Origin of the sequence: Pseudomonas sp. nanlin1 (assembly GCF_045571515.1) — a bacterium.
Classification (GTDB): Bacteria; Pseudomonadota; Gammaproteobacteria; order Pseudomonadales; family Pseudomonadaceae; genus Aquipseudomonas.
In genome coordinates, this window is sequence record NZ_CP124218.1 from 731,659 (window position 1) to 745,000 (window position 13,342).

A 13,342-nucleotide genomic window follows, 5' to 3' on the forward strand; every position below is an offset into this window, starting at 1 on the left:
AAGCCTGCCCACGGCAATGCAAAAAACTGACCAACAGGACAACATGGGAGGCCTCATCAACTTGCAGGCGCAGCCGCCAGCGCTAGCCGCGCGCTGGCGGCTGCGCGCTCGAATCGTTTAGCCACGAAACGGTGCGCGGCCCACCGTTGCCCGCTGCTAACTGGTGCGTTTGGCTAATTCGTACACATGTTGAAACCTTTACTCCGCAGCGGCACTCAGAAACCCACATCGAACGGGCTATCCAAGGCAAGGAACCGCGCACTATGAATACTTTTTTGAAAACCCTCGGCGAGGAGAAGCTCCTGCTGGTGGCGGTGATTGCGGCGTTTATCGCGTTTCCCGCCGAGCACGCGATACTGTCCCACGGCAATACCATCGCGCTGGTCTCTGGCATTGCCCTGGTGGCCGCGATCATTTGCGCGTCCATGCGCGTGGCTCACCACGCGGAGCTGTTGGCCGAGCGCGTGGGCGACCCCTACGGAACCATGATCCTCACCTTGTCCGCCGTGCTGGTGGAGGTGGTGATCCTGGCGATCATGATGAACAACGAGCCCTCGCCGACACTGGTGCGTGACACCATTTACGCGGCGGTCATGCTCGACATCAACGGCATACTCGGCCTGGCGGCATTGATGGGCGGGCTTAAGCATGGCGAGCAGTCCTACAACGATGACTCTGCCCGTACCTACAGCGTGATGATCCTCACCGCCATGGGCGTGTCCATGGTCGTGCCAGAGTTTATCCCCGAAGGCGACTGGAAGATTTATTCGGCATTTACCATCGGCGCCATGGTGGTGCTATATGCCTTGTTCCTGCGCATGCAGGTGGGCCCGCACAGCTATTTCTTCAGTTACAGCTACCCGGAGAAGCGCAAGCGCGCCGCCCAGCCCACCGCTGAGCCGGAGCACAAAACCAGCCTGGCCATGTCGATTGGCACTTTGCTGTTTGGCGTGGTGTTGATCGGCGCATTGGCGGAGGTTATGTCCAAAGCGGTCGACCTCGGGCTTGAAGGCAGCGGCGCGCCGCCGGTAATGACGGCGATTCTGGTGGCCACCATCTCAGCAGCCCCGGAAATTCTGACGGCTCTGCGCGCGGCGTTAGCCAACCGCATGCAGTCGGTGGTCAATATCGCCTTGGGCGCCTCGCTGTCGACGGTCATCCTGACTGTCCCAGTGATGGAAGGGATGGCGCTTTACAGCGGCCAACCGTTCCAGATGGCCATGACCCCGGTGCAAACGGTGATGATCTTTATCACCCTGTTGGTCTGCGCCATCAATCTTAACGATGGGGAAACCAACGCAATCGAAGGCATGACCCATTTCGTGCTGTTTGCGACGTTTATCACCTTGTCATTGCTGGGTCTCTGATCAGCGCGGCTGCGGCCTGGCGGTGATCGGCGATCAATTGAGCCACATCCAGGCCTTCGATCTGGCCGTCGATCACCCGCCACTGGCCGCCTACCATCACCCGGTCGGCGCGGTCGGCGGCGCACAACAGCAGGGCAGCCAAGGGATCGTGGCTGCCGGAGAAGCGCAGTTCGTCGAGTTTGAACAGCGCCAGATCGGCTTGCTTGCCCACCGCCAACTCGCCCAAGTCGGGGCGGCCCAGCAATTGCGCAGAACCCTGGGTGGCCCAACCCAGGACTTTTTCCGGGGTGATCGCTTCTGCGCCGTAGCGCAGCCGTTGTAGGTACAGGGCTTGGCGGGCTTCGAGCAGCATGTTCGAAGCGTCGTTCGAGGCCGAGCCGTCGACGCCTAAGCCCAGGGGTACGCCTGCGGCGATCAGGTCCAAGGTGGGGCAGATGCCAGAGGCCAGGCGCATGTTGGAGGTGGGGCAATGGCAAACCCCGGTGCCGGCCGCGCCCAACTGCTGGATTTCTTCGGGGTTGAAATGAATGCCATGGGCCAGCCATGTGCGCGGGCCGAGCCAGCCGACGCTGTCTAGGTAGTCCACCGTACGCAGGCCAAACCGTTGTAGGCAAAAGGTTTCTTCATCGAGGGTTTCGGCCAGGTGGGTGTGCAGACGTACGTCGAACTGCTCGGCCATTTCAGCGCTGGCGCGCATGATTTCGCGGGTCACGGAAAACGGTGAGCAGGGCGCCAAAGCGATCTGCAGATAAGCCCCGGGCCCCCGTTGATGGTAGGCCTGGATCAAACGCTGGCTGTCATCCAGGATCGCTTGGCCTTGCTGTACGGTTTGCTGTGGCGGCAAGCCGCCGTCATCCTCCCCCAGGCTCATGGAACCGCGGGTGAGCAGGGCGCGCATGCCTAGTTCGCTGACCGCCTCGACTTGCAGGTCAATAGCGTTTTCCAGGCCATCGGGGAACAGGTAATGGTGGTCCGCCGCAGTGGTGCAGCCAGACAGCAGCAGCTCGGCCAGGGCGACTTTGCTGGCCAGCTTGAGCGCGCGTGGGGTCAGCCGCGCCCACACTGGGTAGAGGGTTTTCAGCCAGGGGAACAGCGGCTGGTTGACCACGGGGCCCCAGGCGCGAGTGAGGGTCTGGTAGAAATGATGATGGGTGTTGATCAGCCCGGGCAGCACCACGTGTTCGCGGGCATCGAATACCTGGTCACAGGCTTGCGCCGGCCGTTCGCCCGCCCCCAGCAGTTGTTCGATCACCCCGCCATTGAGCACCAGCCCACCTGAGGCATCGAAGTGGTTGGCGGTATAAATGGCCAGGGGGTTTTTTAACCAGATGCGGCATGCGGGCATGGGCCGGCTCCTCTGAAAGTGTGTTCAGGTTTGCCAGCTCAGTTAGCCTGTCTGCTGATCCAGGTGTGCTTTGTTCAGTGCCCGGGTTGCCAAGGTTGGCCGAGCGAAACGGGAGCATACAAGCGTGTCCGCACGCCGTCACGCGAGAGCATCACTAAGACCACGATCGTCGCCACATAGGGCAGCATCGCTAGCAGGTTGGACGGTATCGACAGGCCAATGCCCTGTGCCACCAGATGCAGAATGCTCGCCAGGCCGAACAGGTACGCGCCCAGCAGTAGCCGCCAGACCCGCCAACTGGCGAACACCACCAGGGCCAGGGCGATCCAGCCGCGCCCGGCGGTCATGTTCTCGGCCCACATCGGCGTATAGGCCAGCGACAGATAAGCCCCGGCCAAGCCGGCCATGGCACCGCCGAACAGCACGGCCAAGGTGCGCACGCGCAGCACTGGCAAGCCCATGGCGCTAGCGGCGTCCGGGTTTTCGCCGACGGCCTGAATGATCAAGCCCACCCGGCTCTTGAGAATCACCCACGCGACCAGCACGAATAGAGCGAATGACAGGTAAACCAGCAGGTCCTGGGCGAACAGCATGCGCCCGATCAATGGCAGGTCGCTCAGGTAGGGAATGGCCACCGGTTCAAAACCGCTCAATGGTTTACCCACCCAGGCCGCGCCAACAAAGGTCGAAAGCCCGACACCAAAGATGGTCAGCGCCAGCCCCGTGGCCACCTGATTGGCATTGAACGCCAGCGCGACCACGGCAAACAGGGCCGACAGCAGCATGCCCGCTGCCATCGCCAGCAGCACGCCGAGCCAGAGGTTGCCACTGTTCAGCGCGACGATAAAACCAATCACCGCGCCGAACAGCATCATGCCTTCTTGGCCCAGGTTCAGTACGCCGCTTTTCTCGCAGATCAACTCGCCCAGGGCCACTAGCAGCAATGGGGTGCCGCAGCGTACGGTTGCATAAAAAATATTGCTCAGTAGATCGATGTCCATCACAGGGCTCCTGCGCTAGCGTTAGTCGCCGCAGGGCGTGCGCGGCGCCATTTCAGGCGTGGTTTGTAGAGAATCAACACGTCGCTGGCGAGCAGGAAAAACAACATCATGCCCTGGAACAGCTGGGTGATCGCCTGGGGCAGGTTGAGGCTCATTTGCGCACTTTCCCCGCCCAGGTACAGCAGGGCCATCAACAAACTGGAAAAGACAATGCCGATAGGGTGCAGCCGCCCAAGGAAAGCCACGGTGATAGCGGCGTAGCCGTAGCCTGGCGACACTTGCGGCACCAGTTGACCAATGGGCCCACTGACCTCGCCCACGCCGGCCAATCCTGCCAGGCCACCACTGACCAACAAAGCGAACCAGACCAGGCGCTTTTCCCGAAAACCGACGAAACCGGCGGCGCGCTTGTCCAGCCCCAAGACCTTGATCTGGAAACCGAGGAAGCTGCGTTGCAGCAGCACCCATACCGCAACCAACGCCAGCAGGGCGAAATACACGCCGGCATGGGCGCGGCCGTCTTCAAGCAATAGGGGCAAGCGGCTAGCGTCGCCAAACATCGCTGATTCCGGAAAGTTGAAGCCGGCAGGGTCTTTCAGCGGGCCATGCACGCAATACAGCAGCAGGTTCAACGCTACGTAGTTAAGCATGATGCTGGTGAGGATTTCATTGGCGTTGAAGCGCGTTCGCAGCCAGGCGGTGAGCCCGGCCCACAAAGCCCCGGCCAATGTGCCGGCGGCCAGCACCCAGACCAGCGCCCAGCGGCTTTCCCATTCGATGATATGCACCGCCAACGCACTGCCGGCCAACGCGCCCATCAATAGTTGGCCTTCGGCGCCGATGTTCCAGATACGCGCTTGGTAGGCCACCGCCAAACCCAGGGCGCAGAGCATGATAGGTAGCGCTTTGACCAACAATTCGGATAGCCCGTAAAGGTCGCTGATAGGGGCGATCAACAGGGTGTGTAAGACGGCCAGTGGGTCGTGGCCGAGCACCACAAACAACAGTGCGCCGCTGGCCAGCGTGAGCACCGCCGCCAGCAGCGGCGAGCACCACAGCATGGCCCTGGACTGTTGGCCACGGGGTTCGAGGGAAAGCAACATGCAGGGCTCCGTCAGCCAGTCACGGCAATGGGGGTAAGAGGGGGCGTCTCGAAGCGGCCGGCCATCCAGCCGCCGACTTCTTCAGGGGAGGTTTGCGTCGTCGCTTTGAGCGCGCTCAGCCGGCCCGCGCTCAAGGCGCCCAGGCGGTCGCTGATCTGGAACAGTTCGTCGAGGTCTTCAGAAATCACCAGGATTGCCGCGCCGGCATCGCGCAAGGCAATCAGGGCACGGTGAATCGTCGCGGCCGCCCCGACGTCCACACCCCAGGTGGGGTGCGCCGCCACTAACAGGCGCGGTTGCTGAAGAATCTCTCGGCCGAGGATGAATTTCTGCAGATTACCGCCCGAAAGGCTGCGCGCTGGCGCATGAGCCCCCGCGCTTTTTACCCCAAAGCGTTGAATGATTTCTTGCGCCAAAGCCGTGACCTTCTCCCGCAAGACCAAGCCATTGCTGACCAAGCCCTGCTGAAATGCAGTCAGCAAGGCGTTATCGGCCAGGCTCAGTTCCGGCACTGCACCATGGCCCAGACGTTCTGCGGGAACGAACGCCAGCCCTAGCGCGCGGCGGGCATCTGGGCGCAAATGGGCGACGGCGGTCGAGGCGAATTGGATGACTTGGCGCTCGGCCAGCGGTTGCTCGCCGCTGAGCAGGGCTAGCAGTTCGTCCTGGCCGTTACCGGCCACACCGGCAATGCCGACGATCTCGCCACTGCCCACTTCCAGGGAAATATCGCGCAGGGAGCAGCCGAACGGGTCCGGGTTGTGCCAGGACAGCCCGTTAATCCGCAGAAACTCCGCGTTGGCCAAGGCTTTCGGGTATTGCGCGGTAAGGCCTTCTGCGTCGCCGACCATCAGCCGTGCCAGGGTAAGGTCGTCGCACTCGGCCGGTACGCAATGCCCGGACACGCGGCCGCCGCGCAGTACCGTCGCGCTGTGGCAGAGCGCGCGTACTTCGCCCAATTTATGGCTGATAAATAGAATGCTGCAGCCCTCACTGGCCAGCCGGCGCAAGGTCACGAACAGATCGTCGGCCTCTTGGGGCGTGAGCACCGAGGTGGGTTCGTCGAGGATCAGCAGGCGGATGTCCTGCATCAGGCAGCGAATGATCTCCACCCGCTGGCGCTCGCCGATCGACAGGCTGTGGACTAGGCGCTCGGGTTCGACACTCATGCCATAGCGGGCGGAAACCTCGCGAATTTTCGGTTCCAGTTGCCGCGGGGTCTGGCCGGGGCCCATGGCCAACGCAATGTTCTGCGCCACGGTCAGGGTCTCGAACAATGAGAAGTGCTGGAACACCATGCCGATGCCCAACCCCCGCGCTTGCGCCGGATTGCGCATGGTCATGGGTTGGCCTTGCCAGATCATCTCGCCGGAATCAGGTTGCGTGACGCCGTAGATGATTTTCATCAGCGTACTTTTACCCGCACCGTTCTCCCCCAGCAGGGCATGAATTTCGCCCGGTTGGATGGTCAGGTCGATGGCGTCGTTGGCAAGGCAGCCAGGGTAGCGTTTGCTGATTCGACGCAACTGCAGGCGTGGGCCTGCGGCGAGGTTAGGCATGGTGGACTCGAAGTGGGCCAGTGACGGCCAGTGGTAAAGCAATTTCCTGGCCAGGAGGTCAACTTTTCGGCGCGACGTAGCGTGGGTGTGCGTCGCCTGTTGCAGAAGGGCGCTTCATGGCACTACTTCAGGGCGTGTGACGAGGGCGAGTGCGCTATTTTAAGGCTGGGCCGGCCCATCGCTGCTGCGCAGTTGGATCTTCCCTCGGCTGAGATCGGCCAATTGCTGCTGCAATGTGGGCAGGTGTTCCTGGGCAACGGCCAGTTGCAGTTCAACGCCCTCGCCGGTAAAGCGCTCCTCGGTCACTAGGCCATCGCATTCGGCGACGCGTAGCTTCACCAGGTTCAGTTCGCTGAACGTACAACTGCACGCGAGCGCCTGGCGCAGCACCAGTAAACGTTTCTCTGCAAGTTGCAGGCATTTGTTTGCACCACCGCCGTAAGCCCTGGCTAAACCGCCCGTGCCCAGTTGAATGCCGCCATACCAGCGCGTCACCAGCACCACGACCTGGTCGCAGGCCTGGGCTTCGATGGCCGCCAGAATCGGCCGCCCTGCCGTGCCCCCGGGCTCGCCGTCATCGCTGCTACGGTACTGCGCCCCAAGCTTCCACGCCCAGCAGTTGTGGGTGGCGGCCAAGTCGCTGGCCTGTTCGATAAAGGCCTGGGCGTCGGCCACGCAGGAGATGGGCGCGGCAAAGGTCGCGAAGCGGCTTTTGCGGATTTCTTCGTAGTAATCACACGGGCCGAGCAGGGTATAAAGCATGTTGAAGCGTCCAGGTGCTGGTCAAGCCAGCGGTTCCAGGCCGCAGCCTCGGAGAATGATACGGATCAGGTTGTCGCTGGCTTCGTCGAAGTCTTGTTTGGTCAAGCGCGCCCGCCCGGTGACCTGGCAGATCTGGGTCGCGAAGTCTGCGTAGTGTTGCGTGCTGCCCCAGAGTAGGAAAATCAGGTGAACAGGGTCGACCTGAGCCATTTTACCGGCATCTATCCAGGCCTGAAACACCGCCGCTCGGCCCTGGAACCAGAGGCGGTAGTCCTGGCTGAAGTATTCGTTCAGGCAGCCGCCGCCACTGATGATCTCCATGGCAAAGATGCGCGACGCCTGAGGATGGCGCCGAGAAAACTCCATCTTCGCCCGGATATAGCGGGTTAATGCTTGAGCAGGGTCATCGGCTGCCGTGAGGTGGTTAAAGGTGCTGTCCCACAGTTCGATGATGTTGCTGAGCACGGCGATGTAGAGGCCCAGCTTATTGGTGAAATAGTAATGCAGGTTCGCTTTGGGCAACCCGGCATTCAGCGCGATGGTATTCATGCTGGTGCCTTTGAAACCGTGTCGAGCGAACTCGTTCTCCGCAGCCTTTAAAATCGCTTCTTCGTTTTTCTGGCGGATCCGGCTAGCGGGTTTACCCCGGCCGTTGGCGCTGTGGGCAGGAACTTCAAGGGTCATTGGGCGGTTCCAAACGAATCGTGTGGGTGCAACTGATGCGTTGATAGCGCACCCGCAACGAACAGACAAGCGCTAAGGTTCAAAACTCTCAAACGCGAGTTTTAACCGGTGCCGTTTGCGTGGCCGGCACCAGTGGTGAGCTATGGGGCAACAGCAAGCACATGATCAACGCAGTGACGCCGCCACTGGTGATAGCTGAATCGAACAGGTTCTGCACCAGGGTGGGCATCAGGTGGAGCAATTGCGGCTGTGCGCCGATGCCCAGACCGACTCCTAACGAGGTGGCGATGATCAGCATCGCGCGGCGGTCCAACGGTACTTGGGCAAGGATCCTCACCCCGGCGGCGGCCACGCTGCCGAACATCACCAGGGTCGCACCGCCCAGTACCGGTTTGGGAATTTGCTGCAATACCGCGCCAATGCTGGGGACCAGGCCGAGCACGAAGAGGATCGCACCGATGTACAAACCGACGTGGCGGCTGGCTACCCCAGTGAGTTGAATCACGCCGTTGTTCTGCGCGAATGTGGTATTGGGGAAGGCGTTGAACGTGGCGGCGATCATGCAACTGACGCCGTCGCCCAATACGCCGCCTTTCAAGCGTTCGAGGTAGCGCGGGCCGGTGATCGGATGGCGCGCGAGCATGCAGTTGGCCGTGAGGTCGCCTATCGTCTCGACGCTGCTGATCGCGTAGATCAGCGCCACGGGCAGGAAAGCGGTCCAGTCGAAATCGAAGCCGTATTTGAAAGGGATTGGCACGCTGATCAACGGCAGGTCGGGCAACGGCTGAGGCACCCATTTACCGCTCAGTACGGCAGCCAGGCTGCCCACGGCCAAGCCCAGGATGATCGCGGATAAACGCACCCAAGGTGTGTTCGAGCGGTTCAACAGGATGATCACCAGCAGTACGAACGCGCCGAGTGCCAGGTTGCTCGGGGCGCCAAAGTCTGGCGCGTTGAAGCCGCCGCCCAGGTCGGTGATGCCCACTTTGATCAAGCTGATGCCGATCAGGGTAATCACGATGCCCGTCACCAACGGGGTGATCACCCGGCTCAATTGCCCGATAAAACGGCTGATCACCACCTGCACGAAGGCGCCGAAAAAGCACACGCCGAAGATCATCGCCAGGATGTCCTCAGGGCTGCCGCCGCGCTGCTTGACCAGAAACCCGGCGGACAACACCGCGCCGAGAAAAGCGAAACTGGTGCCCTGTAGGCATATCATGCCCGCCCCGATGCCAAATGGGCGCCGGGCCTGAATGAATGTGCCGGTGCCGGACACCATTAGCGCCATGCTGATCAGATACGGCAGGTGCGCACTCAACCCCAGCGCTGAACCAATGATCAAGGGTGGGGTGATAATGCCGACGAACGCCGCCAGCACATGTTGCAACGCCGCCAGTAATGCCGGCAGGGGCCTTGGGCGATCATCGAGCCCGTAGATCAGTTCACTGGGTTCTGGTGCTGGCATGAGTCGCTTCCGGCAGAGGGGAAAAGGGCAGTGACAGACGTATGCAAAAAGCTGTCCATACGATCAACTCTTAACAGTTTTTCGCTTTGTTCTTATTGATCTACCTCAGTTTGCGGTTGCCTGTGGCCGGACTAGCGAGTAGCGCTCAAGCTGTCCAGAAAGCTTTCTAGCACCAAATGGGGGCGGCGACCTTTGCGCGTGACCCAGGAAAGACTCAGGTCGTAGAACCGCTGCGAAGCTTTAAGGGCGCGCAAGCGACCCTGTTGTACCCAAGTGGCGGCATAGTGATCAGGCAGGTAGCCGATGTAACGGCCGGTCAGAATCAGGAACGCCATGCCTTCGCGGTCCGAAGCGCTAGCGCTGCAGTTGAGCGCTTGATAGTGCGCTTGAATGTCCCCGGGCAAACGAAAAGTCGGGGCAATAGCATCCTGCTGGTTAAGGCGGGCATCGTCCAATTCAGCGTCGCTGGCATAGAACAAGGGGTGGCCCACCGCGCAATACAATTGCGAGCGCTCGCTGTACAGCGGCTGATATTCCAGGCCTGACAAAGGACTTGCCTGGGGTACCACCCCCACGTGCAGGCTGCCGTCGAGCACGCCTTGCTCGACTTGGCTGGGGGCGATCATGCGTATTTGAATGCGTACATCCGGGCCGCGGTCCTTGAGTTGCGCCAGTGCGTGAGTGATGCGCATGTGGGGGAGGGTGACCAGGTTGTCAGTCAGACCAATATTCAGTTCGCCGCGCAGATGCCGGTGAAGGCCGTTCACTTCGGTGCGGAAGTTCTCCAGTGCGCCTAAGGCCTGCAGCGCCGATTGGTAAACTTCGCGGCCCTCTTCCGTGAGGGAAAAACCCGCACGCCCGCGCTGGCATAGACGTAAGCCCAGGCGCTGCTCAAGGTCACTCATTTGTTGGCTGATGGCCGAACGGCCAATCCCCAACACGTTTTCCGCTGCCGAAAAGCCCCCGCATTCCACGACACTGCGGAAAATGCGCAATAGCCGAATGTCGAAGTCGCTGACTTGGGCAAGGGGGTCGGGCCGTCGGCTCATAGTTTAGTACGCACCTGACTGAAGATCGGAAAAGTAGGGTTTTTCGGACTTTATTCCCATGCCAATTTACCTGCAACTACACATTAGTGTCCTGCCCCAGGGCGCTGGCGCCCATAACCTGTGAGGTTTTGCCCATGACCATGCCTGAACACGCGCCGCTGGGTATTACCAGCCAGCTCAAACTTGATGCTCATTGGATGCCCTACACGGCAAACCGAAGTTTCAAGCGTGACCCGCGGATCATTGTGGCGGCCCACGGCAGTTACTTAACCGACGACCAGGGTCGGCAAATTTACGACAGCCTGTCCGGTTTGTGGACTTGTGGAGCAGGTCATACGCGCAAAGAGATTCAGGACGCGGTCGCCAAGCAGTTGGGGGTTTTGGATTATTCGCCGGCCTTCCAATATGGCCACCCGCTTTCGTTTCAACTGGCCGAAAAAATTGTCGAGTTGACGCCGGGCGACCTGAATCACGTGTTCTACACCAACTCCGGTTCCGAATGTGCGGATACTGCGGTAAAGATGGTGCGCGCCTATTGGCGGCTGAAAGGGCATGCGAGCAAGACCAAGCTTATTGGCCGGGCCCGTGGCTACCACGGGGTGAATGTCGCCGGTACCAGCCTGGGCGGTGTTAACGGTAACCGTAAGATGTTCGGCCAGTTGATGGATGTCGATCACCTGCCCCACACCTTGTTGCCCGGTAACGAGTATTCCAAAGGTTCGCCGGAAGCAGGGGGGATAGCCCTGGCCAACGAGATGTTGAAGTTGATCGAGTTGCACGACGCTTCCAACATTGCGGCCTTGATTGTCGAACCCATGGCCGGTTCTGCGGGTGTGTTGCCGCCGCCCAAAGGCTATCTCAAGCGGTTGCGGGAGATTTGCGACCAGCACAATATTTTATTGATCTTTGATGAAGTCATTACCGGCTTCGGCCGCACTGGCCATATGTTTGGTGCGGACACCTTCGGCGTGACCCCTGATCTGATGTGCATCGCCAAACAGATCACCAATGGGGCGATCCCCATGGGGGCGGTCATCGCGTCCAGTGAGATCTATCAAACCTTCATGAACCAGGCCACGCCGGATTACGCTGTGGAATTCCCCCACGGCTATACCTACTCGGCGCACCCAGTTGCCTGCGCCGCCGGATTAGCGGCTTTGGACCTACTGCAACGCGAACAGCTAGTGCCTCAGGCCGCCGCACTGGCCCCGCACTTTGAATCGGTACTGCACGGGGTTAAAGGCGCCAAGAACGTCGTCGACATTCGTAACTATGGGCTGGCCGGGGCTATCCAGTTGGCCCCCCGTGACGGCGACGCCATTGTGCGGCCCTATGAAGTGTCGATGAAACTCTGGAAGGCGGGTTTCTACGTGCGCTTCGGTGGCGACACCTTGCAGTTCGGGCCCACCTTCAATGCGCAACCTCAAGACCTTGACCGCTTATTCGATGCGGTTGGCCAAGCCCTTAATCAAGTCGATTGACCTTTTACTGGAGTTTTACATGAGTATTGTCCAACATTTGATCAATGGTGACCTGGTGTCGACGGGCGACCGCACTGCTGATGTCTATAACCCCTCAACGGGGCAAGTGATCAATCAGGTGCCGTTGGCCAGTCGCGAAACCGTGCAGTTAGCCATCGACGCGGCCAAGGCGGCCTTCCCGGCGTGGCGCAATACGCCGCCGGCGAAGCGCGCACAGGTGATGTTTCGTTTCAAGCAACTGCTCGAGCAAAACGAGGCGCAGATTGCCGCGCTGATTAGCCTGGAGCATGGTAAGACTCTGGAAGATGCTGCGGGCGAGCTGAAACGCGGCATTGAAAACGTCGAATACGCCAGTGCCGCTCCGGAAATTCTAAAAGGCGAATTCAGCCGTAATGCCGGCCCTAACATCGACGCCTGGTCAGACTTCCAACCTTTGGGCGTGGTGGCCGGGATTACTCCTTTCAACTTTCCCGCCATGGTGCCGTTGTGGATGTACCCGCTGGCGATCGCGTGCGGCAACTGTTTTATCCTCAAGCCGTCGGAGCGCGACCCCAGCTCAACCCTATTGATTGCACAACTGCTGTACGAGGCCGGCCTACCGGCGGGCGTGCTCAACGTGGTGCACGGTGACAAGGTGGCGGTGGACGCGCTGATCGAAGCGCCAGAAGTTAAAGCGCTGAGTTTTGTCGGCTCTACCCCTATTGCTGAATACATCTATAAAGAAGGCGCCGCGCGCGGTAAGCGTGTGCAGGCCCTGGGTGGTGCGAAAAATCACGCGGTGGTCATGCCCGATGCCGATCTGGACAATGCCGTTAGTGCTTTGATGGGGGCTGCTTATGGTTCCTGTGGCGAGCGTTGCATGGCGATCTCCGTGGCCGTCTGTGTAGGCGACCAAGCGGCTGACGCTTTGGTAGCGAAACTGGTCCCTCAGATCCAAGCGCTGAAAATTGGCGCGGGTACCTCCTGTGGTTTGGACATGGGGCCACTGGTGACCGGTCAGCATCGGGACAAGGTCAGCGGTTATGTCGAGGACGGCGTTGGCGCCGGTGCCAAACTCGTAGTCGATGGTCGGGGCCTCAGTGTGGCGGGGCATGAACAAGGCTTCTTCTTGGGCGGCTGCCTGTTCGACCGTGTGACCCCGGACATGCGTATCTATAAAGAAGAAATCTTCGGCCCGGTGTTATGCATTGTGCGGGTGCCGAGCCTTGAGCAGGCCATGCAGTTGATCAACGATCACGAATACGGCAATGGCACCTGCATCTTCACCCGCGACGGCGAAGCGGCGCGTTTGTTCTGCGACGAAATCGAAGTGGGTATGGTCGGGGTGAACGTGCCGTTGCCGGTGCCGGTGGCTTATCACAGCTTCGGCGGCTGGAAACGTTCGCTGTTTGGCGACCTGCATGCCTACGGGCCGGATGGCGTGCGTTTCTACACTCGGCGCAAGGCTATCACCCAACGTTGGCCGCAGCGCGCGAGTCACGAGGCGTCGCAGTTCGCTTTCCCCAGCCTTTCATAGGGCCTTT

11 protein-coding genes are annotated in these 13,342 nt (G+C 60.5%); 3 read left to right on the top strand and 8 right to left on the bottom strand.

All coding sequences use genetic code 11. The features are described 5' to 3' along the window. Nucleotides 1–263 precede the first annotated feature (263 nt). Nucleotides 264–1,367 (top strand): calcium:proton antiporter, encoded by a 1,104-nt coding sequence (locus QCL65_RS03450; RefSeq protein ID WP_407314909.1) that lies wholly within the window; start codon nucleotides 264–266, stop codon nucleotides 1,365–1,367. Here QCL65_RS03450 and QCL65_RS03455 read toward each other — a convergent pair. The 8 genes from QCL65_RS03455 to QCL65_RS03490 form a co-directional block, all read right to left on the bottom strand. After that, nucleotides 1,342–2,712 carry an 8-oxoguanine deaminase gene (locus QCL65_RS03455; protein WP_407314910.1) on the bottom strand — a complete coding sequence of 457 codons (1,371 nt, stop codon included), beginning with the start codon at nucleotides 2,710–2,712 and terminating at the stop codon, nucleotides 1,342–1,344. The genes QCL65_RS03450 and QCL65_RS03455 overlap by 26 nt on opposite strands. A 74-nt stretch (nucleotides 2,713–2,786) precedes the next feature. After that, nucleotides 2,787–3,713 carry an ABC transporter permease gene (locus QCL65_RS03460; RefSeq protein WP_407314911.1) on the bottom strand — a complete coding sequence of 309 codons (927 nt, stop codon included), beginning with the start codon at nucleotides 3,711–3,713 and terminating at the stop codon, nucleotides 2,787–2,789. Beyond that, entirely contained in the window at nucleotides 3,713–4,816 is a 1,104-nt protein-coding gene (locus QCL65_RS03465) for an ABC transporter permease (protein WP_407314912.1), read from the bottom strand. The genes QCL65_RS03460 and QCL65_RS03465 overlap by 1 nt, the downstream gene beginning before the upstream one ends. A gap of 11 nt (nucleotides 4,817–4,827) precedes the next feature. After that, nucleotides 4,828–6,375: an ABC transporter ATP-binding protein gene (locus QCL65_RS03470; protein ID WP_407314913.1), complete on the bottom strand. Its 1,548-nt coding sequence runs from the start codon at nucleotides 6,373–6,375 to the stop codon at nucleotides 4,828–4,830. Between the two features lie 159 nt (nucleotides 6,376–6,534). After that, nucleotides 6,535–7,137 carry an IMPACT family protein gene (locus tag QCL65_RS03475; RefSeq protein ID WP_407314914.1) on the bottom strand — a complete coding sequence of 201 codons (603 nt, stop codon included), beginning with the start codon at nucleotides 7,135–7,137 and terminating at the stop codon, nucleotides 6,535–6,537. Nucleotides 7,138–7,158: 21 nt separating this feature from the next. Continuing rightward, complete coding sequence (locus QCL65_RS03480; protein ID WP_407314915.1) at nucleotides 7,159–7,821, bottom strand: TetR/AcrR family transcriptional regulator; 663 nt, start codon at nucleotides 7,819–7,821, stop codon at nucleotides 7,159–7,161. A gap of 88 nt (nucleotides 7,822–7,909) precedes the next feature. After that, nucleotides 7,910–9,289, bottom strand: coding sequence for a uracil-xanthine permease family protein (locus QCL65_RS03485; RefSeq protein ID WP_407314916.1), 1,380 nt, complete (start codon nucleotides 9,287–9,289; stop codon nucleotides 7,910–7,912). A 131-nt stretch (nucleotides 9,290–9,420) separates the two neighbouring features. Next, entirely contained in the window at nucleotides 9,421–10,338 is a 918-nt protein-coding gene (locus tag QCL65_RS03490; RefSeq protein ID WP_407314917.1) for a LysR family transcriptional regulator, read from the bottom strand. A 134-nt stretch (nucleotides 10,339–10,472) separates the two neighbouring features. Between QCL65_RS03490 and QCL65_RS03495 the strand changes: the two genes are divergently transcribed. Next, on the top strand, nucleotides 10,473–11,819 hold the full coding sequence (locus QCL65_RS03495; protein WP_407314918.1) for an aspartate aminotransferase family protein: 1,347 nt from the start codon (nucleotides 10,473–10,475) through the stop codon (nucleotides 11,817–11,819). 19 nt (nucleotides 11,820–11,838) lie between these two features. Then, nucleotides 11,839–13,335 carry a CoA-acylating methylmalonate-semialdehyde dehydrogenase gene (locus QCL65_RS03500; RefSeq protein WP_407314919.1) on the top strand — a complete coding sequence of 499 codons (1,497 nt, stop codon included), beginning with the start codon at nucleotides 11,839–11,841 and terminating at the stop codon, nucleotides 13,333–13,335. Nucleotides 13,336–13,342: the final 7 nt, after the last annotated feature.

What these genes read in the sequence shown, in the direction of transcription:
- QCL65_RS03450 (WP_407314909.1), top strand. Translation starts at nt 264, where the DNA reads ATGAATACTTTTTTGAAAACCCTCGGCGAGGAGAAGCTCCTGCTGGTG.
- QCL65_RS03455 (WP_407314910.1), bottom strand. Translation starts at nt 2,712, where the DNA reads ATGCCCGCATGCCGCATCTGGTTAAAAAACCCCCTGGCCATTTATACC.
- QCL65_RS03460 (WP_407314911.1), bottom strand. Translation starts at nt 3,713, where the DNA reads ATGGACATCGATCTACTGAGCAATATTTTTTATGCAACCGTACGCTGC.
- QCL65_RS03465 (WP_407314912.1), bottom strand. Translation starts at nt 4,816, where the DNA reads ATGTTGCTTTCCCTCGAACCCCGTGGCCAACAGTCCAGGGCCATGCTG.
- QCL65_RS03470 (WP_407314913.1), bottom strand. Translation starts at nt 6,375, where the DNA reads ATGCCTAACCTCGCCGCAGGCCCACGCCTGCAGTTGCGTCGAATCAGC.
- QCL65_RS03475 (WP_407314914.1), bottom strand. Translation starts at nt 7,137, where the DNA reads ATGCTTTATACCCTGCTCGGCCCGTGTGATTACTACGAAGAAATCCGC.
- QCL65_RS03480 (WP_407314915.1), bottom strand. Translation starts at nt 7,821, where the DNA reads ATGACCCTTGAAGTTCCTGCCCACAGCGCCAACGGCCGGGGTAAACCC.
- QCL65_RS03485 (WP_407314916.1), bottom strand. Translation starts at nt 9,289, where the DNA reads ATGCCAGCACCAGAACCCAGTGAACTGATCTACGGGCTCGATGATCGC.
- QCL65_RS03490 (WP_407314917.1), bottom strand. Translation starts at nt 10,338, where the DNA reads ATGAGCCGACGGCCCGACCCCCTTGCCCAAGTCAGCGACTTCGACATT.
- QCL65_RS03495 (WP_407314918.1), top strand. Translation starts at nt 10,473, where the DNA reads ATGACCATGCCTGAACACGCGCCGCTGGGTATTACCAGCCAGCTCAAA.
- QCL65_RS03500 (WP_407314919.1), top strand. Translation starts at nt 11,839, where the DNA reads ATGAGTATTGTCCAACATTTGATCAATGGTGACCTGGTGTCGACGGGC.